The organism is Streptomyces sp. CBMA152, from assembly GCF_014596475.1.
Lineage (GTDB): Bacteria > Actinomycetota > Actinomycetes > Streptomycetales > Streptomycetaceae > Streptomyces.
In genome coordinates this window covers 343,236-368,616 of record NZ_MECJ01000015.1, presented here as the reverse complement: position 1 = coordinate 368,616, position 25,381 = coordinate 343,236, and the positions used below count along the sequence as shown (strand labels likewise).

Genomic DNA, 25,381 nt, shown 5'->3' with positions numbered 1-25,381 from the left:
CCTTCCTCCTCCGCCCCGCCATGTGCGGGGCGTTGTCGTGTGCGGGCGGGGCCGGCGCGTACCGGCCCCGCGGGTGCGGCTAGTGCTGGCCGGTGTGCGGCGGGCGGGTCATGCGGCGGCTGCGAGTGCGGGTTCGGCGTGGCGGTCGATGTCGTGGCCGGTGATGGCTTCGACGAGGGCGGCGACGATGACTTCGGCGCAGTTGGGGGTGACGGCGTTGCCGTATTGGCGGACGCGTTCGCGCTTGGAGCCGAGGACGATGTAGGCGTCGGCGAAGCTCATGGCGCGTCCGATTTCGTGGGGTTCGAGCATCCGGAACAGGACGTCCTGGATGTCGACGTTGCCTTTGACGAGGGCGTACCGGTCGCGGGTGGACAGGGTCCCGACGGGTTCCCGGACGGTGCGGGCCTGACCGTTGCCGTAGTACGGAACGAGCAGGTGCTCCCACGTCACGAGGGACTGATGTCCGGCCGTGGTCATCGTGCGGAAGTACTCGTTGGCGGCTGTGCAGTGCTCGCCGCCGTTGCCCGTACTGCCCTTGTTGCGCATGACGAATGCGGGCAGGTTGGGGGTGACGAGGCCGTGGTGGTTGCCGTTGGCGGAGACCGTGCCGACGGGCTCTTCGATGGATCGGCCGCGGAGTTGGTCGCCGCCGCCGCGCATGGTGACCATGAACGGGAACCAGGCGAGGCCGGTCTCGTTGCGGGCGGTCTGGGTACGCAGGGGGCTGTTGGCGCTCGCGGGCTCTTTGCCTTCGCGGCCTTCGACGGGGATGAGGAGCGGCGGAATGGCGAGGCCGTCGTTCTCGCGGGTGGTGCGGGTCGGCATCGGGTCCGACACGGGTACGGGATCGTTGCGCCAGGTGCCGCCGGCCGGGACGACGGTGGGGACGGCGAACTTGTCGAGTCCGGCTTGGATGCGGGCGAGGGTCTTGTCGGCGAGGGGCTTGGTGCGGTCGCCGATGCGCTGTCCGGCGAGTGTCCAGTCGATGGCGACGGCTGCGGGCAGGGTCTCGGGTTCGATGATCTGGTTGCGGCAGGTGGTGTTGGGGCAGCGGTAGACGTACTGCTGGCGGTAGCGGCCCATGTCGCGGCCGGGCTGCTTGAAGCGTTGTACGGCGTTGACCCAGGTGTCGCATCCGGGGCACCAGGCGCGGGGGCGCAGCCACTTGTCCCAGTCGGGGGTGCGGCCGAGGCTCTGGTGCCAGTAGGCGACGTAAAGGCGGTCCCGGGACTGGGGAGCCTTGTGGACGGTGCGCGGGTCGGCGTGCATGGAGTTCAGCGCGATGACGCGGGTCTCATAGCCGAGCTTCTTGATCTCGCCTATCCAGCGGTCCCACTGGTCCCAGGCGCGGACGTCGACGACGTTCTCGACGACTCCGGCCTTGACCAGGCCGCCGCGTTCCTGCACGCCCCGCAGGTACATGGGGACTTCTTCCATGAGGGCCCGGGAGCGTTCGACTTCCTCGGACGGCCCGAATCCGTCGAACAGGTCGCCTTGCAGGGAGGCGTCGAAGTCACGCTTCTTGCCGCGGGCGTTGGACCACTGGGGGCACTCCGGGGACGCCCAGAAGATGTCAGTGACGGGCCACTGCGCGACGGGGGCTTCGCGGATGTCGCCGCGATAGTGGTCGACGGTCGGGAAGTTCGCGGCGTGGGAGTCGATGGCGCGCTGCCAGTGGTTGGCGGCGCGTTCGACGCGGACTCCGGGAAGGGAGTGCATGCCCTGGGAGCTGCCGCCGGCGCCGCAGAACCAGTCCATGACGGTGAGCGCGTCGTTGTCGTTGCGTGCCATCACGCCGTCACCTCCGTGTCTTCCTCGGCCTGGGTCTCGTCGCTGTCCGCTTCGGGTTCGGGGTGGCGGCCGAGTTCTTGCTGGAGGTGTTGCCGGGTGACGCCCAGGCGGTCCGCAGCTCGTTCGTAGTCGTTGCCGTGGCGCAGGAGTTCGCGGGCGTCGGCGGCGAGGATGGCGCCGCGGTTGGAGGCGGCGGCGCGTGCGGCTCCGAGCTGCCGGAGGCGTTCCGCGGGGGCCAGGTGGCGGCGTTCGGCAAGCCACGTCTCGTGGGCACCCTGGCAGCGCGGGCACATGGGGATGTGTTCGAGGGTGTGGTGCCACCAGCCGCGGTCGGTGCCGCAGTGCCCGGTCCAGTCGGGCAGGGCTTCCGGGTTGTCGATGCTGTCGTCGTCCCAGGCGGCGGGCCCGTACCATCCGTGGCTGGCGGCCTGGTTGCGGCAGCGGACAGCAATCCACGGGGTGATGCCGTGATCCTCGGCGGTGCCGATGGACGCCCACCGGTACAGGTCGCGGACGGCTCGGGCGAGGCGGGCGGTGACGTGCTCGCGGATGCGGGCGTGTTCGATGGTTTTGACGTTGCCGAAGCCGAGTTGGCGGTGGATGGACTGGACGGGCCAGCCGATCACGGCGAGCGCCTGAAGCCGACGGGCTGTTCCTGCGGCCGAGATGACGGCGCCGTCGACGTAGTCGTCGAGTTTGGGCCAGTAGTTGAGGAGCTTGCCTGCGCTCTCAATGCGGATGAGCGCTGCCGGGGGTCGCCCTTGGCCACCGTAGAGGAGGTGGTCGAGGGTTCCCCCGCTGACGTTCGCCGCGGTGGACAGGTTGGCGAGGGACATGCCGGTGGCCTGGATGGCGCGCACGTGCTGGCGGACGGGTTCAGCGTCGGTGAAGGGCTGCCATTGGCCGTAGCCGATGAGCCGGCGACGGCGGCGTGCCCATCGGGTTTTGGCTTCGCGGACGGTCTGTTCAGTGGTCACGGCTGCTCCTTCCGGCGGGGGTTGAGGGTTCCGGTGTTGCGTTCGACGGTTTCCTGGGCGGCGATGTGGCGGCAGGTCCACAGGTCGTCGATGGCCTGGTCGGTTTCGTTGAAGTCGGGTTCGGGTGTGCGGGCCATGCGGCGCTGGTCGCGGGTGGCGGTGCGCTGGCGTATGCGGCGGAGGGTGCGGTGGCCGAGGTAGAGGGCGGCGAGGATGGTCGCGTAGGGGGTGAGGGCTTCGGCGGCGCCGCAGATCGCTTCGCCGGTCTGGGCGGCGGCGAAGAACACGTCGATGGCGGTCACGGCCGTCCCTCCTCGCGGGCGTGGAGGTCGAGGCCGTGCTGCTCCTCGTGGGCGGCGGTCTCGGCGGTCCGCTGCTGCTGTCGCTGCCGGTGGTGGCGGCGGATGCCGTCGATGGCGAGGTAGAGGAGGACGCAGACGGCGGCTGCGGCGAGGATCCAGTAGGCGACGGTGGCGACCTGGGCGAGGCGGATCCAGAAGGCGCGGGCGCTCATGCCGCCTCCTCGTACCGTCGGACGGGGATCCCGGCGGTTTCGGCGCGGCGGATGCAGTCGGCGGTTCCGGTGGACTGTCCGCGGTGGAAGGCGAGGCACAGCAGGGGGCCGGCGTTGACCATCTGCTGGTTGCGGCGGTGTCCGGCGGTCGGGCACCAGGTGTAGCCGCGGCGTTCCTTGCGGTGCCCGGGCGGGCAGTTGTTGGCGCAGTCGGTCCACTGGGCGTCGATCTGGTCGTGGCCGACGCCGTCTTCCTGGTGGGCGCGGGCCCAGATCCCGGCGAGGTGGTCGGCGCCGACGGCACCGCCGTGCATGACGGTGATCCCGCAGTGTCCGTCCTGTGTGGCGTCGTGCCAGGTCTCCAGGAGCGCGTCGTTGAGGGTGAGGACGTCGTCCCAGGAGCGGGAGCCGGTCACGAGGATCAGGGCGAGGTAGGGGCCGTTCACGCTGCCCTCCCCTGCATTGCTTCCGTGGTGCCGCGCCAGCGCCGGCAGGCGGACTTGTCGCGGGCGAGACCGAAGCCGTCGCAGCGGATGATGTGGTCGCGGTGAAGGCTTGCCATGAGCCGCGCCCAGTCGAGTTTCTGGCTCGGCGGCTCGGGGAGGTCGTGCTGTTGGGCAACCTTCCAGCAGAGGAAGGGGCGGCCAGCCTTGGCGACCTCGACGAACACGGGGCGGACGATGGACTCCCACGCCTCGTAGTCGTCGATGGAACGGCGGCTGACGGCGGGGGCCGGGGCGGCGAACTCGGTCCCGTCGAACGCGGGCTGCACGTGACTCACGAGACGTCTCCTTCGTTGCCAGCGGGCAGCGCCTCGATACGCAGGCCGGGCTGCTCTGTGTGGACGGTGTGGGTGCGGCCGTCGGGCGACTTGACGATGAAGCCGAGGCCGCGGTTACCGGCGCTGGACCACTGCCAGGCGTCCGCGATCTCGCCTTCGAACGTGACGCGGACCTTGGTGCCCTTGCGGGCCAGCGCCCTAAGCCGGGCTTCCTCGTCGCTGAGGGCGTGCATGGGCCGCTGCTTCGGCGCGTGCATGACGGTGACGCGGGTGGGGCGCAGGCCGGGGACTGGGTTCTCGCAGCGGCAGGCAATCTGTTCCGGGGTCGGCGGCTGGACCTTGCAGGATTTCCGGCAGCGACCGCAGTACCAGACCATCAGCGTCGTCTCGGGGAGAGTGGTCACTGGTTGCCTCCGGGCCTGCGCATGCTGGTGACGGAGATCGCGCCGGGTGTGCCGACGGGGACGTAGACGACGCGCCAGTCGCCGTCCCAGGCGCAGCCGCACGGGTGGTCGGGGTGCGGGTGGCGCAGGAAGACTGCGTACTGGTCGACGGGGAGCGGCTGCCGGTCCGAGTGGTCCTGGCCGTAGTCGTGGCGCTTCAGCCATGCGTTGGCGGCTGCCCACATCGCGGTCCGGGCGTGGCCGTGGCCGAGCGCGACCATCTCGTTCGGCGGGTCGTCTTCCTCGCCGATGCCACAGATCAGCAGACCGTTGTAGTTGAGGAAGCCAGCCTCGACCGCAGACTCACCGTCCGGGGTCCACAGCTGCTCGTCGGGCTGCGTGACGCCGTGCTCGTCCTCACGGGTTGCGATCGTGTACTGGGTGGAGGTCACGACGTGGCCTCCTCGCTGCGGGCACGGGCCTGGACGACCCAGCCCCAGGGCTCGTTGTCGCGGGTGAACGGCGCCACGTAGCGCAGCAGGTAGCCGTCGCCGGAGGGGCGAACGCCCCCGCCGTGGATCACATCGCCCGCGTCGATCACCTGGGTGGGCTCGGCGCCCAGCTGTTCGCAGAGTCCGGCGACGGGATCGAGGCCGTACTCCTCCAGCCGGTTCAGGGCGTCGGCGAGGTTCTGCCAGAGCGCGTACTCGATGGCGTCGTACATGCGGGCGTCGGTCGGGTTGTCGGTCATCGTGTCGCTCCGATCTGTTCCAGCAGCGGCCCCGAGTCGAGCTGGCCGTCTTCGTCTTCGAGGGCGGAGAGGCTGTGGCAGCGGGCGCACAGCTGGATCTCCTTGAACTCCATCCAGCCGTCCGGCATCCACGAGAAGGAGAAGAGCGGGCGCGTCTGGCGGCAGCGTCCGCAGCGCCCCTCGGGCGGGGTCGTGCCGGGCTTCGGTCCGCGGTCATGGAGGGCTGCGACAGCGGCGACCGTGTCGTCGAGGACACCGACGAGGAACGCGGCATGGCCGACGCAGGCGTTGCACCAGGTCAGCCCGTCGGGGGGTTCTGCGGGGAGCGGGTCGAGGATGACGGCCGGGGACTGGGTGACACCCCAGCCCGGGGTTCCGCACAGGCCCTGCTTGCCCGCGAACCGTCCGGTCTCGCGCATCACGTGGAGGCGGCGGACCTGGGCGGCACGGCGGCCGGTGGCGGCGTGGTAGCCGCGGTAGAAGGCCCTCATGACGCGGCCTCCCGCCGGTGCGAAGCGCGCTCCTTGAACTCCGTGATCCACTGCTCGGGGTCGAAGCTGAGAGCGAGCGCCGCGCGGTACGTCGGCCCCGCCAGATCGCCGAGCGTCAGGGTGTCGTTGAGGTGTTCGGCGAGGTCGTCGGCGAGGTCGGGTGCGTTCTGGCGCAGCATTTCCATGGCCATCGCGGCGACGTGCCCGTTGACGGCGGCGTGCGTGTGGGCTTCGCGCAGCCAGCGGTTGTTGATGTTCTCGCTCGCGAGCAGGTCCGCTTCGATCGAGGAGCGGAGCATCGTCTCGATGAACTCGCGGGGCGTGCTGGGTGTGTGGAACGTGGTCATGCGTGGTCTCCTGGGGCAATGGGGCGGCCGCATTGCCCGCGGCCGCCCCGTGGCGTGTGCGGGCTAAAACGGGGGCTCGGACGGGTCGGCGCCGAGGGTGAGTTCGCTGATCCGCTTCTCGATGTCGCTGGCGAGGTTGGCGCCCGCATGCTTCAGGGCGAAGGTGATCGTCTGACCCACGCCCTGGGCGTCGCCTTTACTGAGGAGCGCGGCGGCCAGGTAGTCGACGAGGACCCGGCGGACGGGCTCGGGGATCTCGGCGGTGATGTCGGGCTTGGCTGCCCACGGGTCGGCGGGTACGGCAGAAGCGGGCGCCTTGTAGGCGGACCGCGGGTCCCACCCGTCGTCGGAGAGGCGGGCGTCGACGAGGTTGTCGATGTTGCAGTCGGCTTCGTCGAGCGCCTTGGTGAGATCAAGCCCTGCCCGCCAGCGATCCTTCTCCCTGCTGGCGAGGGCCTTGGCGACGTGCTGCGACACGGCCTCACGGGTCGCGTACTCGCGGCGCCGGAGCAGGGTGATCACGTCCCGCAGGTCGGCAGTCGTCGCTGCGTGCTCTTCGTTGCGGGTGAGGGTGGCGTAGACCTGGGCGGCGGTCAGGGCGCGGGTTGGGTCGCCCCCGGGGCGGACGTGTTCCTTGGCGGCGACGGCGAGGAGCTCTTCGGCCTTTGCGCGGTGGTCGGTGCTCATGCCGCACCGCCCTTGCTGCCGGGCTGGGCGACGTCCTGGCCAGCCCACGGGTCGTCATCCGGGGGCGCCTGCTGCTTGCGGCCGCCACTGCTCTTGTTGGTGATCTCGGCGCCGGTGATGCGGGCTTGCGGGAACGCCTCGTCGACAGCGATCTCGCGGCGCTGGATCGACTTGTGGGTGATGAGCAGCTGGGCGATGTCGGCGCCGGTCCACTGGGCGCGGGGCCGGCCGAGCTTCTGCTCCAGCCGGTCGGCGTTGATGCCGAGCTGCTGGAACACCTTCACGGCTCCGTCAACGCGATCCGGGAGGGGCTTGCCGTCACCCTTGCTGAGGGTCTCCCGGCAGAGGTCTTCGGCCTCGTCGATGAAGAATTCCGGGATCACCGCGAAGATTGCTTCGCGGAGGCGGCGGGCGCCGTTGTTGGCGTTGTTGTCGTAGATGTCGCGAAGGTCGACGAGCGGGCTGACCTTGTTGTTGGCGAACTTGGCGTGAGGGACGATGAAGGTGAGCACGTGCCGGGTGTTGGCCTCGACGTCCCACGCCCACGCCTGCATCTCGGACTGGTGGAACTCGTCGTCGCGTCGCAACTCGGAGACGCCGTACTGGATGTTCCCCCACGCCTGGGCGAGGGTCTTGGCGAGGTGAATGGTGGAGCCGGTGACCTTGCCCCCGGCTCGCGGGAACTCGTAGAACGCTTTGTCGGCGAGGGCCATCGATCCGCAGGCGGACTGCATGGCGGTGCGGGAGCGGCCAATATCGCGGGGGAACTGTCGGGCCACATAAATGGCGGCCTGAACCTCGGCGACGGCGCGGGACTGCTCGACAGCGGTCTGCTGTCCGAGACGGTCGACGCCAGGCGCGGCGGGCATCTGGGCGGGGAAACTCATGGCAGGTAGATCTCCTTGTCGCGGTTCTCAGCCCATCCGGGCAGCGGGAGGTAGTTGGGTTCTTCGTCGGCGTAGCCGGGCCAGCGGCCGGTGCGCGTGCATTCGGCGAAGGTCTCGATGGCGTGCCGGTTCTTGGCGCCGGCGATGATGCGGGACCCGAGTTCGATGCCGATGACGTTGACGAGATAGGGGGCCTTCTTCTCCTGGGCGATCAGGAGGAGTTCGGCGTTCTGGTCGCCGAGCCCGAGGGCCCGGGCGCCGGTCTCGTACCAGTCGGCCTGGCAGTTGTAGCCGTACTTCTCGATGTCCTTCCGCATGGCGTCGTTGCTGGCGTCGGTGGTGGTCTTGTAGTCGGGGATGATCAGGCGCCCGGATTGAACGGACGGGAGCCAGTCGAATCGGACGCGGCGGCGGATGCCGGTTGCTTCGTCGATCCAGAAGCCCGATTGCTCGGGTGCTCCGTAGGCGGGGTCGAGGAGTGCGGCGGCGAGGGGGTGGCGGCGGATGGCGGCGGCCATGTCCTTGACCATCTGCATCTCGTGGTCCTTGAGCGGGATCCCTCCCCGCTCGCGGATCTCGGCGATGTGGGCCTTCGCCTTGCCCGTGTCCCAGCGGGGTCCGGGGACGACTTCGAGGTCGGGCCCGTTACCGAGGACGGTCTTGTGGGCCGCGTTCCCGTGGTCGAAGGTCTTGCTGGTCGGCTGCGGGTTGTCCTGCTCCCAGCGGAACTTTGCGGGACATGACGGGGGCAGCAGCTTGCGGGCTCCCGACGAGGAGAGGCTGGTCCTGTCGGCGTGATACTCCTCGTTCGACAGGTCCGTGTGCAGGCCCAGTCCGGGCGCGGTCGGCGCTTCGGCCTCCACGGCGGCGGTCACAGGACGCCGTCCAGGGGCACGGGCCGGGCGCACGCCTCGCATAGCCCGCCGTCGGTGAACGGGCCGTCTTCGCTCCGGCAGCGGGTGCAGTGGATCGCGGGTACTCCGGCAATGCGCTGGAGGGCGGGGATGCCGTCGGGGTCGAGGTTGGCGGCGATGAACGCGGCCGCGTAGTCGGGGTAGGCGTTGGCGAGTTTCGCGGTGTTGGCCATGTCGGCGGCGGCGAAGGCTTCCATCAGCCGCTGGGTGAAGCTGCCAGGCTGGTGGCCGCCGTTCTGGCCGTAGTGCCACAGGACGTGGCGGGCGGTCTCGGGCGGGATGGTGGGCTTGTTGATGCTCATGTGGCTCGTTTCTGGGTGTGGGTCCCCAGGCCCGCCCCGGAAATGGGGGTGGGGCGGGCCTGGGGGTGGCCGGAGCGCCCGGGGGGGGCGGTGGCGCTCAACGGCCGGTCTGGGGGTTAGGGGACGAACAGGTCGGAGAGGAAGTCCCCGACCAGGTCCGTGACTTCGGCGATCGTCTCGGCGCACCAGACGATGACCGCGACGGCGGTTCCGACGACGAGCGCCCAGCCGATGTCGACACCGACCGCCCAGGTGATCGCGGTCGTGGCGGCGCCGAGGAGTAGACCGATCAGGAAACGGATCACCGACCGGCCCCGACCCGACGGCCCTTGGCGGCCTTGCGCCTGCTGGCCTGCGGGTCACCGGCGGCGATGATCTGCCGAGCCCTCGCCGACACCCGGAACCGCATGCGCGCCATGGCGGGGGCCTGGATGATTTCGCCGGTCCTCGGATTGCGGCGCTTGCCCGCGACGGTCTTCGTGGCGCGGAAGGTTCCGAAGTTGGTGACCGTGACGTCTCCGCCTGCGGTCACGGTGGCCAGGATGGTGTCGAGGGCAGCGGTGACGGCGGCAGCGGCCTGGCGGCGGTCGAGGCCCGTACTGTCGGCGACGGCGTCGATGAGCTGCGTCTGGTTCATGCGGTACTCCAGGGATGGGTGAGCCCGAAGGCCGGGCTGATACGAAGTGGTGGCCCGCCGCGCCGTGGGTACGACGTCACCGCGACGCGGCGGGAGAGGGTGGGGTCAGGCAGGCCGGTCGAGGAGGGGGAGTTCCTGCGTGGTGTCGCTGCTGGTGTCGCGGTACGGCACCGGCGAGACGAACGGCAGCTCGTAGCTGGGCGAGAAGGGCCGCACGAGCTGGGTGTCGACCGCGTAGATACGTGGCCGGGCCAGGGTGACGGCAGTACGAAGCCGCTGATGCTCGACGCCCGCGTCGATCACCTTCCGCTGAAGGCGCTTCACCTCGGCGACGGCCCGGTCCCGTTCCTGGGTGAGCTGTGCGACGCGGATGCTGTCGGAGCAGGACCGGATCAGCACCCAGCGCGCCTCGCTCTCCAAAACCTCGTTCGCGGCGATGAGCTCGGAGTTGTCAGCCCTAACCCTCGCGTTGGCAGCCGTCAGCGTCAGAATCCGGTCCTTGAGGCTCTGCACGCTCTGCCCCGCATGCCGAGCACGCCGGGCATGCCGCGCCACATCGATGACGGTCACGAGGCCACCCCCGCCCGCAGCTCGACGACAGTGGCACGCAGGTAGTCGACGACGTGCTCCTGGTCGTGGCCGTCAGACCAGGAGATCGCGTCCTCGCCGAGGCGGTCCTGGAGGAGGTCGACGACCGCGTACAGCAGCGTCGTCTGCTCCGCCGTGGGCTGGTCGACCGTGTAGCGGGGCTGGCCGTAGATGACGTGGCAGGCCGCCCCGACCGTGCACGTCGGACAGTCCCCCAGCGGCGTCCCGCCGTCTGCTGCGTCTTCGTCGTACAAGGCGCCCTTGTGGAGGCCGACGCGGGCGATGTGGTCGGCCATCTGCTCCAGCGCATCCGCGATGTCAGTCAGCGACGGGATGATGGTGGTGGTCATGCGGGCACCCCCAACGACGCTTCGTAGTCGGCGTTCTCGGCCCTCAGGCGGGTGACTTCGCCGCCGATACGTTCGCGGATCATCCGCTCGTGCAGCGGGAGGATTGCGGCGACCCAGTGCTTGATCGAGTCGTAGATCGAGCTCTCGGGGTCCACGGCGTTCTCGGCTGCAGCGGCCGCGTGCACCAGCTCGCCCCACTCCGTCGCGGTCAGCTCAATGCCGTGGCGGTCAGGCGAGTTGAGGATCCGCTCCATCTCGGCCCCCACCTCGTCGGGTACATCGGGGCGGTAGCGCAGCAGACCCATGCGGCACAGACGGTTCGCGAGATCCGCGCGGTCGTCCTGCGCCCGCTCCAAGGCTTCGCTCACGGTCAACTCAGACATGGGCCACCTCCTTCGGGAATGCGTCGTGGGTACGGCCGTCGAGCTCGCGGCCAGCGGCCTTCTTGCCGACGCGGGCCAGCTCGACGCGATGGCCGAGGTCGTCGACGGGTTCACCGGCGAGGAGCGTGCCCTTGGTGGTGCCGCCGATGACGAGGTAGCCAGTGGGCGCGTACTCGCCGAACTGCTTGAAGAAGAACGGCACGTCGGCTGCGGCGCACTGGTCGCGTAGGGATGTCGCCCACTGGGGTGCCATCGGGCGAGCGCCGTGTCCGGACTCGCCGCCGACGATCACCCAGTCGATACCGTGGAACCTTCGGCAGCAGTCACCGGCATGGACGTAGGAGGCGGTCAGTCCGTGGCCGCGCTCACTGCCCATGGGGATGACGGCCTGCTTCAGGTCGACGGGCCCGAAGAGGGGTTCGCAGGACAGGAACCGGACGGCCGCAGGTGTCTGCAGAAGGGCGGGGATGCGGATGTTCGCCCACTTCTGGTCCTCCACGCTGACGCCCATCCACACGTTGGGCAGGGGCCAGATTCCACGGCCGTACACGCGCTGTTCCGCGTTATCCGGGACACCGGAGATACGGTTGGGGTTGGCCTTGGACACAGCCCAGGCCATGCCCGAGCGGAGGTGTTCCCCCGGCTGGTGGCCGCACCTGCAGGGGCCGCCGATCATCGACCGCATGCGGGCGTGCCGCTTGGTGAGGATCTGGTACGTGTGCTGAGGGGTGAGGGCCATCACCGCGAAAACCTGCGCGATGTACTCAGCGGGGACGTCCTTGTGGAACAGGTCGCTGAGCGAGTTCACGAAGATCCGGCGTGGCTTCTTCCAGCGCAGGGGCTGGGTGAGCCGTTCCGGGAGCAGGTTGATCTTCCCGGTCCAGTCGAGGCGGCCGCCGATCCGGTCCACGGTCCCGGCGAACGCCTCGGAGATCGTCGGGTTGGGGTTGTTCGAGCGGATCCGAGCCTGGGTGATGGCGTAACAGTTGTCGCACCCCGGGCTGACACGATCACAGCCGATGATCGGCGACCAGGTCTTGTCAGCCCACTCGATGCTGGTGTCAGTGGCCATCAGATCCACCGCCGTTCCATGTGCGCCGGCACCCGAGGCCGCCGAGCCGTCAGCGACCCGTCGGCCGCCCGCCACGTCTGCGCGACACTCCAGTCCGCAACGAACGCCGCCTGCAGCAGCCGCACGATCTGCGGAGTCGAACCCGGCGGCGGCTTCAACCGCTCGCCCCGGGCGTTCCGCACCAGCACCAGAAACACGTGCTCGACCGGTTCGGCGTCCGGCGCCTCCAGATCCGCCCACATCGGGACAACCAGGACCGTCGCGGCGCCCGGGACGAGCCGCTGCAGCCGGAAGCCCAAGTACTTCTGGTGGTGGCGGCGCGACGCGGCCGACGAGCGGCGCGGATGGGTTGTCAACATCTCCGACTCACGGACATGGGGGCGGCGGGAGAGCGCCACCGCTTCGAGGTACTCGCCGCGCACCGTCCTGGGCCACTGCGACACCTGGGGGCCGAACTCCCGCATGTACTCGGCGTCGACCTCGGCAATCGCATCGACCTGCAGGTCCGGCAGCGGGCGTTCGATCAGCGGGGTGGCCATCTACGCCACCGCCCCAACGAGCAGAGCCTGATTCGGCCCGTAGGCGACGAGCTCGACGGTGATCCCGTCCCGGACGGCAGTGCCGCGCAGCACGAGCGTCGTGTCGCCGCTCATGAGATGGTGCCGGACCGTAGCCGGGGCGATGTCCAGCGCCGCGCGCCACGCCTCGAAGTCCCCGAAGTCGTTGTGGAACGAAAGCTCGATCTGTTCCGGATAGATCGAGTTGATGGCGACGTGCCCGGCAGGCAGCAGTGGGAACTCGACAATCAGCTGTTGCAGGACATCCGTTGGACGAGACAGTTCGGTCAGCTTCATGACGCCCTCCCGGGCTGCCAGTCGGGATAGTCGGCGTCGCACGAGCACGCCTCGGGGTGAGCGGTCGCCAGGTCGCGGAACACGCTCGCGAACCAGTCGTGCCGCTCTTTCAGCGGCGCAGACTCCGCCACCGGATGGGCCAGCAGCCCCAACAGATGCGCCTCCGCCTCCACCACCACGAGCGGGGCATCCAGGCGGGCGATCGGATTCGTCGGAGGCGTCATGACGACCCACCCGCCTCGGGCTCGTCACCGATCGGCACCGGCAGCGCGCCCAGAGCGGACACGGCGGCCGCGGTCGAGGCGATCGGGGCGGCGTCGTCAGTAGCCTCAACGTGGCCGACGTACTGGTGGAGATCCCAGTCGTCCTCGTAGTAGGCGATGGGCTCCCACACGTCGTTGAAGAACCGCCAGCCGAGCGCGGCCCGCTCACCGTTCTCCGGATGCGTCGTGATGACGTCGACACGGAACCGCCAGCCGTAGCTGCCCAGGTAGGTGCGGCCGACCTCGAAGAACTCGCTGGCGTCGACCACCTCCGCCGTGACGCCATACGGGGCCTGCGGGCCGTCCTCGGCCAGACGGACATCCACCGCCCGCACGGTCTTGGCAACAAGCTCCGGTGACTCACCGTCGGCGAAGCGCGGCAGCTCGGCACGGTGCACATCCGCCGCAGCCTCGGCACGGACGTGCGCGTCATGCTCGGCGAGGAACGCGCGGGCGTCCTCCTCGTACATGGACGCGCCTTCGCGGATCGCCTGCACGATGTACTCGGTCTGATCGGCGGGCTTCATGACGCCCTCCGATCCTGCTGCGTCGGCAGCGGGTGCACCTTCAGGTACCGGCGGGTCTTCGCGAACGCGGGGTGCCGGATCTGTCGCGCCCCCACCGGGAAGCCGTCCTCAGCCGCCACCTGCGCCGCCACGTCGCTGTCGACCGGCAGCGAGTAGCGAATACAGCCGGGAAGGTGGATGCGCGGGTTGTCCGTACCGCAGTCACAGGTCATCGCACACCGTCCAACCGGACGCGCAGCCCCGGGTTGTAGGCGGCGAGGGTCTTGTTCGCGCGGGCCAGACCAGACAGCGCGACCTCACGAGTGGCGCCACGTACCGGCTCCAGCCCGTACAGCGCACGCTCGGCAGCCGCAGTGAACGCCACCGCCCGCTGCACCCGCACGGGCAGCCCGTCGAAAATGCGGTCTGCGATCCGGTCCGGCTTCGACACCGGCCTCGACGTCAACGCCATCGCGATCACGACGCGCCTCCCTGCACGGGAACCGCCGGGACCTGCACCGGGGCCGTACCGCCGAGCCGCTTGTGCAGCTCGTGCAAGCCCTTCACCGTCACCCGCACCTGCGGCGCATCCAGCACCAGTTCGCCCGTGCGCGGGTGGTAGTGCGACGACGGCAACTCCGACAACCGCCCCGCCTCAATCGCCGACTGGAACGCCCGCGTGCGATTGTCAGCGAGCTGCCGGTACGTCCACTTCAAGTCGGCGAGCAGCGTGAACAGCCGGTCCCGACCCAACTTGATCGACGGATCGCGGGCCAGGATCTTCGCCGCATCCGCCACCGAGAAATCACCCTCGGCAGCAGCCAGCGTGTTCCACGAGGTCGCCGCCGGCTCCAGCTCAGCAACCCAGGACTCCAGCGCCTTCGTCTCCCGGACCTTGCCGAGAAGCGCGACCAGCGCCTCCTCGTAGTCCTGCGGAAGAGCAGGGGCGACTGGCTCCAGCGAGTACGAGCCCGTGCGGCGGATGGAGGGGATGACCTCGTGGGTGATCCAGCGGCGGAACGACTTCACGCGCGGCGACCGGGAGATCAGCATGAGTGCGTACACGCCCGGCTCGGAGACCACGACCATCTGCTGTGGACCGCCAGGGGTGTCCACGGCCATGGACGCCCTCTCGTCTCCGTCGAGCTGAATGAGCGCGTCGCGGTACTTGCTGATGCCCACGACATCGCAGGCGTCCTTACCGACGAACCACGGCTCGCCGTCGATCATCACGGACCGCACATGCTGCGCGGTCTCCGGGAACGTGAACACCAAAGGGGTGCTCGGGGATGGGACCATGGTCATGGTCCACTCCTGTTCTCTCAGGGATGCGGGTGGATCTGCGCGGCCATCGGCCGCAGTGGCCCCGGCTGCCGGTGTAGGGCCGGCGGTTGGGGCCGCATAGCCGCTAAGCGGCGGAACGGGCCGGCGTCGACGCCGGCTTGCGGGGCCGTCGCGCGGGACGCCTCCACTGGGCGGTCTGCCGGTGCATCCTGCGGATCTCGGCGCGCTGCTGGCGGCTGAGCCAGATCGACTTGCCGTAGCGGTCGTGCGGGAAGCCGCCGTGGTTGATGCCGTCTCGGAGCCATCGCTCGCCGCAACCGATGTCCTTGGCGGCCGCGGCGACCTTCATGAAGTCGTCGTGCTCGTCGGTGTCGGCGGGCGGGTTCTGGGCGGTGGGCATGTTCACCTCGTTTCGGGGGGCTCGGCCGGTGGGGCGAGGAGCCGTTCGTCGGTGGAGTTGAGTGCCGTGCGGAGCCGGACGTAAGGCGCGGGTCTCATGCGCTGCCGAGTGCTGGTTTCCAGCCGCTGGAGATAGCTGCGGCTGATGCCTGCTGCTTCGGCGGTCTCCTTGATGCCGAGTCCTTGGCGCATGCGGTCCTCGCGGAGTGCAGCCCCGTTCACCTGGAAGGTGGCTGGGGGTGGTTCCATGGAGAGAACCTAGCTGTTTCTAGTAGCCATTTCTAGCAGTACGCGACAGTAACTTGTAATTTCTCGCAGTTGCTAGCACCTGCCAGGCCGGTGAGCCGCTAAGGATTGGCCAAGTTCTAGGTGTTCCTGGCTGTTCCTGGCAGGTCCTGCGATGATGTGGACATGGGCTCCCCACACGACGAAGCCGCACTTCAACGACTCGCCGCCGCCGTAAGGCAGCGCAGGGTCCAGCTGAAGATGTCCAAGATCGACGTAGCCCGCGCAGCCGACGTCACCATCACGACCTACGGAAAGATCGAACGCGGCGAGTCCGTGCGCGACGTCACTTACGGCAAGGTCGAGCCGGTACTCCAGTGGGCCGACGGCTCCTGCCGCGACATCCTCGACGGCGCCTCGGCAATGCCCGTCGCCCCTTCCCCCGTCGCAGGAGCCGTCTACGCGGAGATCGACGAGGCGACCCTGGAGGAGGACTTCGTCGAGTCGCTGCGGTCCGCAGTCATCGCCGTGTCCGACGACACGACGACGGCCGACATCAGGAAGCTGACCGAGGCAGCCCTGGAGGAGTGGAAGCGACGCCGGGCCGCAAACCCTGGCATCACCGACACGAATTGACCGGCTCTGCGGTACAACCTTTCGGGTTTACCGATTTGTTACGTGGCGTTCGATAAGCGCATGGGTCGAAACCAGCCACAACAAGCCGTCAACGTGCAACCATCAACCACCACTTGGGAGGTTCCCCTCGATCCCGAAAGGGGGAGCCATGCACGAAATGCTCCTGGTCGACCTGGGTTCGCAGTTCTTCGGACTCCGAGCCAAGATCGGTGGGAAAATCGTGTGCATAGCGACGCCAAGAGTCCAGCACGAGCGCGATGCTAGAACCGTCGTTCGTGGCCTGATCCGGCGTCAAGGAGGCGACTGCGCCAGCTGCAAAGGCTGCATCATCGGCCAGCGCAGCGACGAGGCGTAGCCGCAGCGGAGGACCGGCGGTAGGGGTGCCAGCCGGTCACCGCTCACCAGCCGCAGCGAGGGGGTCCGCATGCCATACGTCGAACAGCGCGGCAACAAGTTCCGGGTCAAGTGGTGGGCCGGCGAGTACCTGGACAACGGGAAGAAGAAGTACGAGAGCGAGTCGGGCTTCGACGACTACGACACCGCATACGACTACGGTCTGGACCGGGAGTACGAGGTCCGCCACGACAAGCACGTCCCGAAGGGCCGCGGCGACATCCTGATGAAGGACTACACGCTGCCGATCTGGCTGGAAGCGCAGGACCTGCGGCCCGGGTCCATCAAGCGCTACAAGTCGATGATCAAGTGCCACGTTGATAAGCAGTGGGGTAGACGCCGCGTCGGTGACATCACCACCCCCGAGTACGACGCCTGGAAGAAGGCCCTCAATCAGCGGGTCGCGCGGGGCGAGCTCGTCAAAACCTACGTCGATGACATCCTCATGATCTTCGGCATGATCATGGGTGACGCTGTCGTGCGCTACAAATACCGCACCGAGTCACCCGTCCCGCAGGCCACCCCGCGCCGCGGCAAGTACGTGAAGAAGGCGCGCAAGAAGAAGCGGCCGCTCGCGATGGGCCCCGTCTACCAGCTGGCCGTGAACGCGTACACGGTGTGGGGGTACACCGGCTGGGTGTACATCTGGGATGCGGCCTTCCAGGCCCAGCGGCCCGGCGAAATGTACGGACTGCAGAAGTGCTACGGCAGCCCAGCGTGGCCCGAATGCGAGCCCGATCCGGAGCTACGTGCGGAGTCGCTGGAGCGTTACACGAAGATGCCCGCCACCCGGGTGCAGTACCAGCACCAGTGGGTGGACGGGAAGCCGACGCTGACCAGCCCCAAGTACGACTCGTACCGCACCCTGGTCCGGGCCCCGTTCCTACAGGAGATGCATGTCGCGCTGGCCGCCTCGCATGCCTCGCCATGGACGTTCCCGGCCATGAACGGCGGCCCGCTGCTGTCGGCTTGCTTCAACCGCGACTACTGGTGTCCGATCCGTGACGGCTCCCCCGAACGTGATGCGCGCCAGGACTTCCTGCGTCCGGCGATTCCTGCCGTCCAGGAGTTCTCGGCCACCGAGGAGCCGATCTACCGTCTGCGGCACTGGATGAAGGAGTGCCTTGAGGAGGACGGGCATTCGGAGACCGCGATCGAGACGCGGATGGGGCACGAGATTGCGGGCGTGCGGGGGTTGTACGGCAACCTGACCATCAAGATGGAGCAGGATATCGTTGAGGCGCAGCAAGAGCGGTGGGACTCCTTCCATCGTGCTGCGGGGGGCCTGTGGATGCCCCCGTTTCCCACTCCTCTCCCAGTTGACCAAGTAGACGCCTAATCTGTGCAGCTCAGAGGCCATGAATCGCGACCTGTCCGATGATGGCCAAGTTGATCAAGCAGTTCTCCGGCGAGTGGGAGATGACGGCGCTGGGGAACTTCGTGAAGTCCCGGACGGTACGGGGGATGGTGAAGCCGTCGGCCGAGGCGCTCTGACGGGTGGTGGGCCCCGCAGCTGACGGCCGGGCCCGCCTCACCCACCCCGGGGCGACCACACCTGTGGAAACCCCACAACACCCACCGGACAAATCGATCCCCTTGGACCATCCCCCGCATCCGCCTCCGCCTGGCAGGCTCGGGGCATGAGCGATCTTGAAGACGTACTGGTGACCGGGCTCGGCGCGATCACCCCCCTCGGCACCGACACCGCGTCCACCTGGTCGGGGCTGCTCAGTGGCACGTCCGGGGTGTCCCTGCTCGCCGAGGAGTGGGCGGAGCGGCTGCCGGTCCGGGTCGGAGCGGCACTGTCCGTCGACCCGGCCTCGCTGCTCGACCGGGTCGAGGCCCGCCGCCTTGATCGATGTGAACAACTCGCCCTGATCAGCTCCCGTGAGGCCTGGCGGGACGCGGGCGCCCCCGAGGTGGAGCCCGAGCGGCTCGCCGTGGTGATCGGCACCGGCACCGGCGGCGTACTGACCACGCTGGGCCAGGACGACACGTACGAGAAGGGCGGCGCCCGCAGGCTCTCCCCGTACGCCGTGCCGATGCTGATGCCCAACGGGCCGGCGGCCTGGGTCTCCATCGACCTCGGCGCGAAGGGCGGCGCGCGCACCCCCGTGAGCGCCTGTGCGTCCGGGGCCGAGGCGATCGCGATGGGGCTCGACCTGATCCGTGCGGGCCGGGCCGATGTGGTGGTCGCGGGCGGCACGGAAGCCTGCCTGCACCCGTTCACGCTCGCCGCGTTCGCGCAGATGAAGGCGGTGTCGACACAGGGGGACGACCCGGAGTCGGTGTCCCGGCCGTTCGACGTGGACCGCAGCGGGTTCGTGATGGGCGAGGGCGCGGGCGTGCTGGTCCTGGAGCGGGCGGAGTTCGCGCGGGCGCGGCGGGCGCGGGCGTACGGGGCCGTGGCGGGGGCGGGCGTGACCTCCAGCGCCGACCACATCACCGCGTCCGACGTGTCCGGGCAGGTCCGGGCGATCGAGACGGCGCTGCGGGACGCCCGGTTGAGCCCGTCCGACATCGGCGTGGTGCACGCCCACGCCACCTCGACGCCGCCGGGCGACCTGGCCGAGGCGGAGGCGGTGGCCCAGGCGATCGGCACGCATCCGGTCGTCACCGCGACGAAGTCGATGACCGGCCATATGCTCGGCGCGTCCGGCGCGGTGGGCGCGATGGCGGCCCTGCTCGCCCTGCACGAGGGCACCGTCCCGGCCACCCGCAACCTCGACCGCCTGGACCCGGCGGTCACGCTCGATGTGGTCGCGGGCACCAACCGTACGGGCCAGTGGGACGCGGCCCTCGCCAACTCCTTCGGTTTCGGCGGCCACAACGTCAGCCTGGTGCTCAAGCGGACGACCTGAGCCCGGCCGGGGTCAGGCGGAGGTGCCGATCCCCTCGATGAGCAGCGTCAGATAGCGGCCCACGTCCTCGGGCCCGCCCCGGGAGAGCTCGGCGGCGGTGGCGAGGGCGTGGGTCAGGCGCAGGAGTTCGGTGCGCTTGAGGTCGCGGCGGACCGCACCCGCGTCCTGGGCGGCGGCGAGCAGCCGGTCGGCGGCGCCCTTCAGGGATTCGCTGCACGCGGACAGGACCGGCGAGCTGCCGTCGGTGACGGCCGCACCGAGCAGCGCCTTGAGCCCGCGGATGCGCATCATCTGGTCGGCAAGCTCGGTCAGCCAGGCGGTCAGCGCCTCACCGGGAGGCAGCTCGGCCCTCAACTCGTCGGCCCGGGCGGAGATTTCGTCGATGCTCTCGACGTACACGCCCTCAAGAAGGGCCTGGCGGGTCGGGAAGTGCCGGTAGAGCGTGCCGGATCCGACGCCCGCACGCTTGGCGATGTCGTCCAGGGACGCCTGCTCGCCGTGTTCCGCGAAGGCGACCGCCGCCTCCTTGAGGATGCGCTCGTAGTTGCGCCGGGCATCGGCCCGCATCGGCTTGACCGCCGCCGCACCGACCGCCGTCACGCCACCCGCCGAAGCCTTCGTGCCACCCGCTCCCGCCTGCGTCATCTGGTTCCTCCTTGCGAACCGGGGACTGTCTCCGTATCTTACCTGACATCAAACGGAGACAGTCCCCGCTTGAGGTGCCGCTTCGCGCTGCCCTCATACCGGGGGCTTCCAGTACGGGAGTTGACCATGCCGTCCGCGCGTTCCGCCCAGACCGTCGCACCCTCGGGCGCGACCCAGCAGCCCCCGGCCGACACGGCACGGACCCAGCGCCCCGGTGCCGTCCTGGCCGTCATCGTCACGGCGTACCTGATGGTCGGCGTCGACTCCACCGTCGTCAACGTCGCCCTGCCCGACATCCAGCACGACCTGCACTTCAGCACCACCTCGCTCTCCTGGGTGCTCAACGCGTACACCCTCGCCTTCGGCGGTCTTCTGCTGCTCGGCGGCCGGATCGGCGACATCGCGGGCCGCCGCCGCACGCTCACCATCGGCGTCAGCGTGTTCGCGCTCGCCTCCCTGCTCGGCGGACTGGCCGACGGCGGCGGCTGGCTGCTCGCCGCCCGCGCGCTCCAGGGCGTCGGCTCGGCGCTCACCGCGCCCAGCACGCTCGCGCTGATCACCACCAACTTCGAGGAGGGGCCGCGCCGCAACCACGCCCTGTCGATCTACACCTCGGTCGCCTCCATAGGCGCGTCGCTGGGCCTCGTCCTCGGCGGCGCGCTCACCGCGTGGGCGTCCTGGCGCTGGGCGCTGCTGATCAACGTGCCGATCGGCGTCGCCGTCGCGCTGGCGCTGCCCCGGTACGTACGCGAGACACCGCGCCGACGCGGACACTTCGACGCGGCGGGCGCGCTGACCGGGACCGCCGGAATGACGGCCCTCGTGTACGCCTTCGTGCGGGTCGCGGAGCGCGGCTGGAACAACGGCGTCGCCGAGCTCTCGTTCGCGCTGGCCGGTGTGCTGCTCGCCGCGTTCGTGTACGTCGAGTCACGGGCCGCCCAGCCCATCGCACCGCTGCGGCTGTTCAAGGACCGCAACCGGGCGGGCGCGTACATCGACATCCTGCTGCTGCCGGCCGGGATGTTCGGGGCGTTCTTCTTCCTGACGCAGTACGTGCAGCACGTGCTCGGATACGGGCCGCTGCGCGCGGGCTTCGCGTTCCTGCCGCTGACCGTCGCGATGTTCACGGTGCTCCGGTTCGTACCGAAGCTGCTCCAGCGGTACGGGGCGAAGCCGGTGCTGGTGACCGGGATGTCGCTGATGGTCGTCGCGGGCTTCTGGCTGACGCGGCTGCGCGCCGACGGGGACTACGTGTCCGGGGTGCTCGGGCCGATGGCGGTGCTCGGTGTGGGCGTCGGGCTCAGCTTCATGCCACTCAACGCGACGATCCTGACCGGGGTGGGGGCCGCCGACGCCGGGGCCGCGTCCGGACTGCTCCAGACGCTCCAGTGGCTCGGCGGGACGCTCGGGCTCTCCGTCCTGGTGACGGTGGCGGGCACGGCCACCCGGGGCTCGTCCGGGACCCCGGCCGAGGTGATCACGCTGAGCGCGACGAGTGCGTTCGGGGTGGGCGCGCTGATCGCACTGAGCGCGGTGGTGGTCGCGGCGGTGGTGATCAAGAGCAAGGGGCGGACGGCGCACTGAGCCGCGCGGACCGGGTCCAGCTCATTCCGGATGGCCCGCCTTCTCCGGGGGCGGACCTCGCGCTGATCACCCCGCCCATCGGGACGCATCTCACACCCCGGTATCTTCGTCCCCGCAACCGACCGGCGCGCCCCCGGCGTCGCACATCCTGACGACTGTGGGACTTGAGGGATGGACCAGGAGGTGCGGTGCGGGAGATCGGCGGGTACCGGCTCGTCGCGCTGCTCGGCGAGGGCGGTGCGGGGCAGGTGCATCTCGCCCGGGCCGGGTCGGGGCGGCTCGTCGCGCTGAGGACCGTGCACACGCGGCTCGCGGCCGACCCCCGCTTCCGCGAGCGGCTGCGCCGCGAGGTGGTCGCGGCCCGGGCCGTCGACGGGCCGTACACCGCCGGGGTGCTCGCGGCCGACCCGGACGCCGAGCCGCCGTGGCTGGCCACCGCGTACTGCGCGGGCCCCTCCCTCTCCGAGGCGGTCTCCGCGCTCGGGCCGCTCGACGAGGGTCAACTCGCCGCACTGGGCGCCCTGTTGGCGCAGGCGCTGACGGCCGTGCACGCGGTCGGCCTCGTCCACCGCGACCTCAAGCCCGCCAATGTGATCGTGACCCGGGACGGGCCGAAGGTCATCAACTTGGGGATCGCCAAGGGGATCAGCGGTTCCGGGGACGACTCGACGGTCGGCTCGCCCGGGTTCATCGCGCCCGAGCAGTTGACCGGCGACGCCGAAAACGGCCCGGCCGCCGATGTGTTCGCGCTCGGCGGGCTGCTCGCGCTCTGCGCCACCGGCCGCAACCCGTTCGGCGCGGGCAGCGCCCCCAAGGTCCTCCACCGCACCCTGCACGACGAGCCCGACCTCGACGGGGTGCCGGGCACCGACTGGCGCGAGTTCCTCGGGCGCTGCCTCGCCCGCGACCCGGCCGAGCGGCCCACCGTGGCCGAGGCCCTGGCCTGGTGCGCCGCGCGCGGCACGCCCGAGCCCTGGTGGGAGCGGGAGCCGGTCACCGGCCTGATACGCCAGCACGAGGAGGCCACGGCCGAACTGGTCGCGGCGGCACCCGTTCCCGAGGAACCGGTCCCGACCCCCGAGGCACCGGCCGCCGTCCCGGACACAGCCGCCGCCACCCCGCCGACCACCCGCCGCCGCTTCCTGCTCTGGTCGGCGTCCGGCGCCGTCGCCGCCACCGGGATCTCGACGGCAGTAGCGCTGGAGGGCGGCGGCAACGCGTCAGGGACGGCCACGGACACGAAGACCACGTCCTGGCCGCGCGGACGCACCGTATGGACCCGCGAGGTCGGCGACCTCCAGCACGGCGGCTCGCTGCTGCGCCACGGCGACGCGCTCTACGTCCACGACACCACGAAGCTGACCCGGCTCGACCCGGCGACCGGCGCGGTCCGCTGGCAGCGCGACGCGCACGGCGTCACCCAGGTCGTGCCGCACGACAAGGACCTCGTCCACATCGTGCGCGCGGACCAGCACGGCGCCCCGACCCTGGCCGCGCTCGACGCGACCACGGGCGACATCCGCTGGGAGACCCGTGGCCCGGTCGCCGAACTGGACGGCTCCTCCGGCCTGTTGGCGCTCGGCGACAAGGTCGCGTGCCTGGTCACGTACGAGTCGTACGGTACGGAGGGGCGCTCGTGGCGCGCGTACGGCTACGACCTGCTGACCGGCGCCCCGCTCTGGTCCCACGAGGGCACGGCGGCGGGGGTGACGGCACTGCGGCACGCGGGCGGACGGTTCGCGATCGCCGCCTCCACCCACTCCCCGTCGGACCCGCTGTATGTGCTGCGGGCCTCCGACGGCCACCAGGAGACGACGATCGAGGGCGGCGCACTCCGGCCCGACGCCCACCCCGGGGCCGTCGGCACCGGCTACTTCGCGGCGGGCGAGGCGGTCAGCGCCGTCGACCTGACGACCCGCACCACGCTGTGGTCCCGAGGCGTCACCGCTTCCGTCTCGGTGACGCCGACGGCCACCGGCGAACTCGTACACGCCGGTTCGCCCACGGAGTTGTGCGCCCTGGACGCGACCACCGGAAGAACGCGCTGGCTGCGTACGGACGTAGCCCGGATCACGACGCCGGGCAGCACCCCACCCCTACTGGCGAACGGCCACCTGTACGCCACAGGCCCCGAGCCCGGCACCGGCCAACCCGCCCTGCACGCCCTGGACCCGGCAACGGGAAAGCTGGTCTGGGCGACACCGTTCGAGGGCCACGGCGAGGTGTACGGCACGGCGGGGGACGGCTTGGTGCACATCTACGCAGGCACCACCCTGACAACGTTCAGCGCGCCGAGCTAAACGCTGTACCCGCACCCCCAGGAGGGCCCGAAGGGCCCTTTCAAGGGGCGCGGGGAACGGCGCGACCAGCCCCCACCGGCCCGCAGCCAAAGCCCGGGCACCGCACCTAAAGCGCTACGCCCGCGACCGGGCCTTAAACGCCGCTTTACGCGCTTCCTTCGCCACCTTCTTCTCCGGATGCAGCCGCCCCATCGCCTCCAGGACGTCCGCCGTAGCGGGGTGGTCGACCCGCCAGGCCGCGTCGAAGAAGCCGCTGTGCTGGCCGACGAGCCCCTCCACCAGGCCCTGGAGCTCCTCCAGATCCCCGTCCACCGCCAGCTGCGCGGCGATCGTGTCCACGGCGAGCCAGAACACCATGGCCTCTGGCGGCGCCGGAACGTCCGCCGCGCCGCGCTCGGCGAGCCAGACCCGGGCGAGGCCGCCCAGCTCCGCGTCGTCCAGGACCTCGCGCAGCGCGGGCTCGGCCTCGGGGCCGGTCAGGGCGAGCGCCTGCTGGCAGTGCAGCCGGCGCAGCGGTCCGCGCTCGTCCGAGCCACGCGCCGCCGCCAGCAACTCACGTACAGCGGAGGGCAGTTCATGCCGGGCCAGCCACTGCTCGGTCTCCGCGCGGGCGGCCGCCTCCGGGTAGTACGCGATGCCGTCGAGCAGCACGTCCGCGCCCTTGTCCGCGAGGTCGCCGACGGCCGGCGCCTCCACGCCCGCCTCCAGCATCCGGGCCCGTACGCCGTAGAGACCCAGCGGGGTGAGGCGGACCATGCCGTACCGGGCGACGTCCTCGTCGTCGACGGGCGGGGCGGGCTCCTCGCCCTCCTCGGCCATCAGCGCCTCGTCGACCGGCCGGTACTCGACCAGGCCGATCGGTTCCAGGAGCCGGAACTGGTCGTCGAGGCGCATCATCGCGTCCGAGACCTGCTCCAGGATGTCGTCGGTGGGCTCGCCCATGTCGTCGGGGACGATCATCGACGCGGCGAGCGCGGGCAGCGGCACCGGGCCGTCGCCCGCGCCACCCTCGGTCACGGTGAGCAGATAGAGGTTTCCGAGGACGCCCTCCAGGAAGTCCGTCTCGGCCTGGGGGTCCCATTCGAGCCGGTCGAAGTCGACCTCGCCGTCGTCGCCGATCAGATCGGCGAAGTCGTCGAGCACGGGGGCGGTCGCGTCCGCGAAGACCGCGTCGAACGCGTCCAGCCAGGTGGTCAGGACATCCTGCGGGGAGCCGGAGGTGAGCAGGGCCAGCGCCTCGCCCTGGGTGGCGCTGCCCTCGCCGTCCTCGTCCTCGGCGTCCTCCACGTCGACCAGCGAGGCGTCGACAGCGACCCGCCAGGCCTCGCTCGCGTCCGCCCAGCCGTCCTCGTCGGCCGGCAGGCCCAGTTCGGCGGCAGCGGCGGGCAGTTGCTCCTCGACGAGCTCGCCCCCGGCCCCGACCCGGGTGTCCGGCCCGGCCCAGCGGGCGAGCCGGACCGCGCGGGCGAGCAGCGGGGCGGCGAGCGCGTCGCGCGCGAGTTCGGCCTCGGAGTGCAGCCGCACCGGCGGCAGGGTCGGGCGGTCTCCGGACATCTGTGGGGTACTCCTCGGC

At 70.3% G+C, this 25,381-nt stretch carries 36 protein-coding genes; 5 read left to right on the top strand and 31 right to left on the bottom strand.

Going from position 1 to position 25,381, the window contains the following annotated elements; translation table 11 throughout:
* Window positions 1-108: 108 nt before the first annotated feature.
* The 29 genes from BG418_RS15025 to BG418_RS14885 all read right to left on the bottom strand — a co-directional run bounded on the left by BG418_RS15025 (window position 109) and on the right by BG418_RS14885 (window position 15,413).
* Window positions 109-1,794 (bottom strand): DNA cytosine methyltransferase, encoded by a 1,686-nt coding sequence (locus BG418_RS15025; RefSeq protein WP_188274331.1) that lies wholly within the window; start codon window positions 1,792-1,794, stop codon window positions 109-111.
* Window positions 1,794-2,771 (bottom strand): hypothetical protein, encoded by a 978-nt coding sequence (locus tag BG418_RS15020; protein ID WP_188274330.1) that lies wholly within the window; start codon window positions 2,769-2,771, stop codon window positions 1,794-1,796. Before BG418_RS15020 ends, BG418_RS15025 begins: the two co-directional genes overlap by 1 nt.
* Window positions 2,768-3,073: a hypothetical protein gene (locus BG418_RS15015; RefSeq protein WP_188274329.1), complete on the bottom strand. Its 306-nt coding sequence runs from the start codon at window positions 3,071-3,073 to the stop codon at window positions 2,768-2,770. Before BG418_RS15015 ends, BG418_RS15020 begins: the two co-directional genes overlap by 4 nt.
* Window positions 3,070-3,285, bottom strand: a complete 216-nt coding sequence (locus BG418_RS15010; protein WP_188274328.1) for a hypothetical protein — start codon at window positions 3,283-3,285, stop codon at window positions 3,070-3,072. The genes BG418_RS15015 and BG418_RS15010 overlap by 4 nt, the downstream gene beginning before the upstream one ends.
* Window positions 3,282-3,731 carry an SLOG family protein gene (locus BG418_RS40875; RefSeq protein WP_188274327.1) on the bottom strand — a complete coding sequence of 150 codons (450 nt, stop codon included), beginning with the start codon at window positions 3,729-3,731 and terminating at the stop codon, window positions 3,282-3,284. Before BG418_RS40875 ends, BG418_RS15010 begins: the two co-directional genes overlap by 4 nt.
* Entirely contained in the window at window positions 3,728-4,066 is a 339-nt protein-coding gene (locus BG418_RS40870) for a hypothetical protein (RefSeq protein ID WP_188274326.1), read from the bottom strand. The genes BG418_RS40875 and BG418_RS40870 overlap by 4 nt, the downstream gene beginning before the upstream one ends.
* Window positions 4,063-4,470, bottom strand: a complete 408-nt coding sequence (locus tag BG418_RS40865; protein WP_188274325.1) for a hypothetical protein — start codon at window positions 4,468-4,470, stop codon at window positions 4,063-4,065. Before BG418_RS40865 ends, BG418_RS40870 begins: the two co-directional genes overlap by 4 nt.
* A complete protein-coding gene (locus BG418_RS14990; RefSeq protein ID WP_188274324.1) occupies window positions 4,467-4,901 on the bottom strand; it encodes a hypothetical protein in 435 nt (144 codons plus the stop codon). Before BG418_RS14990 ends, BG418_RS40865 begins: the two co-directional genes overlap by 4 nt.
* Window positions 4,898-5,200: a hypothetical protein gene (locus tag BG418_RS14985; protein ID WP_188274323.1), complete on the bottom strand. Its 303-nt coding sequence runs from the start codon at window positions 5,198-5,200 to the stop codon at window positions 4,898-4,900. Before BG418_RS14985 ends, BG418_RS14990 begins: the two co-directional genes overlap by 4 nt.
* Entirely contained in the window at window positions 5,197-5,691 is a 495-nt protein-coding gene (locus tag BG418_RS39865) for a hypothetical protein (RefSeq protein ID WP_223184810.1), read from the bottom strand. The genes BG418_RS14985 and BG418_RS39865 overlap by 4 nt, the downstream gene beginning before the upstream one ends.
* On the bottom strand, window positions 5,688-6,038 hold the full coding sequence (locus BG418_RS14975; protein ID WP_188274322.1) for a hypothetical protein: 351 nt from the start codon (window positions 6,036-6,038) through the stop codon (window positions 5,688-5,690). Before BG418_RS14975 ends, BG418_RS39865 begins: the two co-directional genes overlap by 4 nt.
* A gap of 63 nt (window positions 6,039-6,101) precedes the next feature.
* Entirely contained in the window at window positions 6,102-6,725 is a 624-nt protein-coding gene (locus BG418_RS14970; protein ID WP_188274321.1) for a hypothetical protein, read from the bottom strand.
* Window positions 6,722-7,612 carry a hypothetical protein gene (locus BG418_RS14965; protein WP_188274320.1) on the bottom strand — a complete coding sequence of 297 codons (891 nt, stop codon included), beginning with the start codon at window positions 7,610-7,612 and terminating at the stop codon, window positions 6,722-6,724. The genes BG418_RS14970 and BG418_RS14965 overlap by 4 nt, the downstream gene beginning before the upstream one ends.
* Window positions 7,609-8,487, bottom strand: coding sequence for a PD-(D/E)XK nuclease-like domain-containing protein (locus BG418_RS14960; RefSeq protein WP_317453656.1), 879 nt, complete (start codon window positions 8,485-8,487; stop codon window positions 7,609-7,611). The genes BG418_RS14965 and BG418_RS14960 overlap by 4 nt, the downstream gene beginning before the upstream one ends.
* The gene (locus BG418_RS14955; protein WP_188274318.1) at window positions 8,484-8,828 is read right to left on the bottom strand and encodes a hypothetical protein; all 345 of its coding nucleotides are present in this window, start codon (window positions 8,826-8,828) and stop codon (window positions 8,484-8,486) included. The genes BG418_RS14960 and BG418_RS14955 overlap by 4 nt, the downstream gene beginning before the upstream one ends.
* 116 nt (window positions 8,829-8,944) lie before the next feature.
* On the bottom strand, window positions 8,945-9,133 hold the full coding sequence (locus BG418_RS14950; protein WP_188274317.1) for a hypothetical protein: 189 nt from the start codon (window positions 9,131-9,133) through the stop codon (window positions 8,945-8,947).
* Window positions 9,130-9,465: an HU family DNA-binding protein gene (locus tag BG418_RS14945; RefSeq protein WP_188274316.1), complete on the bottom strand. Its 336-nt coding sequence runs from the start codon at window positions 9,463-9,465 to the stop codon at window positions 9,130-9,132. The genes BG418_RS14950 and BG418_RS14945 overlap by 4 nt, the downstream gene beginning before the upstream one ends.
* A 105-nt stretch (window positions 9,466-9,570) precedes the next feature.
* Window positions 9,571-10,035 (bottom strand): hypothetical protein, encoded by a 465-nt coding sequence (locus tag BG418_RS14940; RefSeq protein WP_188274315.1) that lies wholly within the window; start codon window positions 10,033-10,035, stop codon window positions 9,571-9,573.
* A complete protein-coding gene (locus tag BG418_RS14935; protein ID WP_188274314.1) occupies window positions 10,032-10,403 on the bottom strand; it encodes a hypothetical protein in 372 nt (123 codons plus the stop codon). Before BG418_RS14935 ends, BG418_RS14940 begins: the two co-directional genes overlap by 4 nt.
* Window positions 10,400-10,786, bottom strand: coding sequence for a hypothetical protein (locus tag BG418_RS14930; RefSeq protein WP_188274313.1), 387 nt, complete (start codon window positions 10,784-10,786; stop codon window positions 10,400-10,402). The genes BG418_RS14935 and BG418_RS14930 overlap by 4 nt, the downstream gene beginning before the upstream one ends.
* Window positions 10,779-11,858 (bottom strand): phage Gp37/Gp68 family protein, encoded by a 1,080-nt coding sequence (locus BG418_RS14925; RefSeq protein WP_188274312.1) that lies wholly within the window; start codon window positions 11,856-11,858, stop codon window positions 10,779-10,781. The genes BG418_RS14930 and BG418_RS14925 overlap by 8 nt, the downstream gene beginning before the upstream one ends.
* Window positions 11,858-12,397, bottom strand: a complete 540-nt coding sequence (locus BG418_RS14920) for a hypothetical protein (protein WP_188274311.1) — start codon at window positions 12,395-12,397, stop codon at window positions 11,858-11,860. Before BG418_RS14920 ends, BG418_RS14925 begins: the two co-directional genes overlap by 1 nt.
* Entirely contained in the window at window positions 12,398-12,712 is a 315-nt protein-coding gene (locus BG418_RS14915) for a hypothetical protein (protein ID WP_188274310.1), read from the bottom strand.
* Window positions 12,709-12,936, bottom strand: coding sequence for a hypothetical protein (locus BG418_RS14910; protein WP_188274309.1), 228 nt, complete (start codon window positions 12,934-12,936; stop codon window positions 12,709-12,711). Before BG418_RS14910 ends, BG418_RS14915 begins: the two co-directional genes overlap by 4 nt.
* Window positions 12,933-13,502 (bottom strand): hypothetical protein, encoded by a 570-nt coding sequence (locus tag BG418_RS14905; protein ID WP_188274308.1) that lies wholly within the window; start codon window positions 13,500-13,502, stop codon window positions 12,933-12,935. The genes BG418_RS14910 and BG418_RS14905 overlap by 4 nt, the downstream gene beginning before the upstream one ends.
* Window positions 13,503-13,710: 208 nt before the next feature.
* Window positions 13,711-13,953: a hypothetical protein gene (locus BG418_RS14900; protein WP_223184885.1), complete on the bottom strand. Its 243-nt coding sequence runs from the start codon at window positions 13,951-13,953 to the stop codon at window positions 13,711-13,713.
* A 5-nt stretch (window positions 13,954-13,958) separates the two neighbouring features.
* A complete protein-coding gene (locus BG418_RS14895) occupies window positions 13,959-14,786 on the bottom strand; it encodes a BRO family protein (RefSeq protein WP_223184809.1) in 828 nt (275 codons plus the stop codon).
* A 103-nt stretch (window positions 14,787-14,889) separates the two neighbouring features.
* Window positions 14,890-15,165, bottom strand: a complete 276-nt coding sequence (locus BG418_RS14890; RefSeq protein WP_188274307.1) for a hypothetical protein — start codon at window positions 15,163-15,165, stop codon at window positions 14,890-14,892.
* A gap of 2 nt (window positions 15,166-15,167) precedes the next feature.
* A complete protein-coding gene (locus BG418_RS14885; protein WP_188274306.1) occupies window positions 15,168-15,413 on the bottom strand; it encodes a helix-turn-helix domain-containing protein in 246 nt (81 codons plus the stop codon).
* 162 nt (window positions 15,414-15,575) lie between these two features.
* Between BG418_RS14885 and BG418_RS14880 the strand changes: the two genes are divergently transcribed.
* From BG418_RS14880 to BG418_RS14870, 3 genes are all read left to right on the top strand, one after another.
* A complete protein-coding gene (locus tag BG418_RS14880; RefSeq protein WP_188274305.1) occupies window positions 15,576-16,025 on the top strand; it encodes a helix-turn-helix transcriptional regulator in 450 nt (149 codons plus the stop codon).
* A 424-nt stretch (window positions 16,026-16,449) separates the two neighbouring features.
* Complete coding sequence (locus tag BG418_RS14875) at window positions 16,450-17,757, top strand: integrase (protein ID WP_188274304.1); 1,308 nt, start codon at window positions 16,450-16,452, stop codon at window positions 17,755-17,757.
* A gap of 301 nt (window positions 17,758-18,058) precedes the next feature.
* On the top strand, window positions 18,059-19,279 hold the full coding sequence (locus tag BG418_RS14870) for a beta-ketoacyl synthase (RefSeq protein ID WP_188274303.1): 1,221 nt from the start codon (window positions 18,059-18,061) through the stop codon (window positions 19,277-19,279).
* 12 nt (window positions 19,280-19,291) lie between these two features.
* On the opposite strand, the gene BG418_RS14865 is transcribed toward BG418_RS14870, so the two are convergent.
* Complete coding sequence (locus BG418_RS14865; protein WP_223184884.1) at window positions 19,292-19,846, bottom strand: TetR/AcrR family transcriptional regulator; 555 nt, start codon at window positions 19,844-19,846, stop codon at window positions 19,292-19,294.
* A 204-nt stretch (window positions 19,847-20,050) separates the two neighbouring features.
* Between BG418_RS14865 and BG418_RS14860 the strand changes: the two genes are divergently transcribed.
* Together BG418_RS14860 and BG418_RS14855 are read left to right on the top strand one after the other, a co-directional pair.
* Window positions 20,051-21,508 carry an MFS transporter gene (locus tag BG418_RS14860; protein WP_188274301.1) on the top strand — a complete coding sequence of 486 codons (1,458 nt, stop codon included), beginning with the start codon at window positions 20,051-20,053 and terminating at the stop codon, window positions 21,506-21,508.
* 188 nt (window positions 21,509-21,696) lie between these two features.
* Window positions 21,697-23,808, top strand: a complete 2,112-nt coding sequence (locus BG418_RS14855; RefSeq protein ID WP_188274300.1) for a protein kinase domain-containing protein — start codon at window positions 21,697-21,699, stop codon at window positions 23,806-23,808.
* Window positions 23,809-23,922: 114 nt separating this feature from the next.
* Here the strand turns inward: BG418_RS14855 and BG418_RS14850 are convergent, their stop codons facing one another.
* Window positions 23,923-25,362, bottom strand: coding sequence for a hypothetical protein (locus tag BG418_RS14850; protein ID WP_188274299.1), 1,440 nt, complete (start codon window positions 25,360-25,362; stop codon window positions 23,923-23,925).
* Window positions 25,363-25,381: the final 19 nt, after the last annotated feature.

Bases quoted from the DNA above. Each gene is read 5' to 3' on its own strand.
- BG418_RS14865 (WP_223184884.1), bottom strand. From the start codon at position 19,846: ATGCGGGCCGATGCCCGGCGCAACTACGAGCGCATCCTCAAGGAGGCG.
- BG418_RS14910 (WP_188274309.1), bottom strand. From the start codon at position 12,936: ATGACGCCTCCGACGAATCCGATCGCCCGCCTGGATGCCCCGCTCGTG.
- BG418_RS14850 (WP_188274299.1), bottom strand. From the start codon at position 25,362: ATGTCCGGAGACCGCCCGACCCTGCCGCCGGTGCGGCTGCACTCCGAG.
- BG418_RS14885 (WP_188274306.1), bottom strand. From the start codon at position 15,413: ATGGAACCACCCCCAGCCACCTTCCAGGTGAACGGGGCTGCACTCCGC.
- BG418_RS14955 (WP_188274318.1), bottom strand. From the start codon at position 8,828: ATGAGCATCAACAAGCCCACCATCCCGCCCGAGACCGCCCGCCACGTC.
- BG418_RS14870 (WP_188274303.1), top strand. From the start codon at position 18,059: ATGAGCGATCTTGAAGACGTACTGGTGACCGGGCTCGGCGCGATCACC.
- BG418_RS39865 (WP_223184810.1), bottom strand. From the start codon at position 5,691: ATGAGGGCCTTCTACCGCGGCTACCACGCCGCCACCGGCCGCCGTGCC.
- BG418_RS14930 (WP_188274313.1), bottom strand. From the start codon at position 10,786: ATGTCTGAGTTGACCGTGAGCGAAGCCTTGGAGCGGGCGCAGGACGAC.
- BG418_RS14925 (WP_188274312.1), bottom strand. From the start codon at position 11,858: ATGGCCACTGACACCAGCATCGAGTGGGCTGACAAGACCTGGTCGCCG.
- BG418_RS14970 (WP_188274321.1), bottom strand. From the start codon at position 6,725: ATGAGCACCGACCACCGCGCAAAGGCCGAAGAGCTCCTCGCCGTCGCC.
- BG418_RS14920 (WP_188274311.1), bottom strand. From the start codon at position 12,397: ATGGCCACCCCGCTGATCGAACGCCCGCTGCCGGACCTGCAGGTCGAT.
- BG418_RS14945 (WP_188274316.1), bottom strand. From the start codon at position 9,465: ATGAACCAGACGCAGCTCATCGACGCCGTCGCCGACAGTACGGGCCTC.
- BG418_RS15010 (WP_188274328.1), bottom strand. From the start codon at position 3,285: ATGAGCGCCCGCGCCTTCTGGATCCGCCTCGCCCAGGTCGCCACCGTC.
- BG418_RS14890 (WP_188274307.1), bottom strand. From the start codon at position 15,165: ATGCCCACCGCCCAGAACCCGCCCGCCGACACCGACGAGCACGACGAC.
- BG418_RS14905 (WP_188274308.1), bottom strand. From the start codon at position 13,502: ATGAAGCCCGCCGATCAGACCGAGTACATCGTGCAGGCGATCCGCGAA.
- BG418_RS14915 (WP_188274310.1), bottom strand. From the start codon at position 12,712: ATGAAGCTGACCGAACTGTCTCGTCCAACGGATGTCCTGCAACAGCTG.
- BG418_RS14895 (WP_223184809.1), bottom strand. From the start codon at position 14,786: ATGACCATGGTCCCATCCCCGAGCACCCCTTTGGTGTTCACGTTCCCG.
- BG418_RS14880 (WP_188274305.1), top strand. From the start codon at position 15,576: ATGGGCTCCCCACACGACGAAGCCGCACTTCAACGACTCGCCGCCGCC.
- BG418_RS15025 (WP_188274331.1), bottom strand. From the start codon at position 1,794: ATGGCACGCAACGACAACGACGCGCTCACCGTCATGGACTGGTTCTGC.
- BG418_RS14975 (WP_188274322.1), bottom strand. From the start codon at position 6,038: ATGACCACGTTCCACACACCCAGCACGCCCCGCGAGTTCATCGAGACG.
- BG418_RS14965 (WP_188274320.1), bottom strand. From the start codon at position 7,612: ATGAGTTTCCCCGCCCAGATGCCCGCCGCGCCTGGCGTCGACCGTCTC.
- BG418_RS14875 (WP_188274304.1), top strand. From the start codon at position 16,450: ATGCCATACGTCGAACAGCGCGGCAACAAGTTCCGGGTCAAGTGGTGG.
- BG418_RS14900 (WP_223184885.1), bottom strand. From the start codon at position 13,953: ATGGCGTTGACGTCGAGGCCGGTGTCGAAGCCGGACCGGATCGCAGAC.
- BG418_RS14860 (WP_188274301.1), top strand. From the start codon at position 20,051: ATGCCGTCCGCGCGTTCCGCCCAGACCGTCGCACCCTCGGGCGCGACC.
- BG418_RS14935 (WP_188274314.1), bottom strand. From the start codon at position 10,403: ATGACCACCACCATCATCCCGTCGCTGACTGACATCGCGGATGCGCTG.
- BG418_RS14985 (WP_188274323.1), bottom strand. From the start codon at position 5,200: ATGACCGACAACCCGACCGACGCCCGCATGTACGACGCCATCGAGTAC.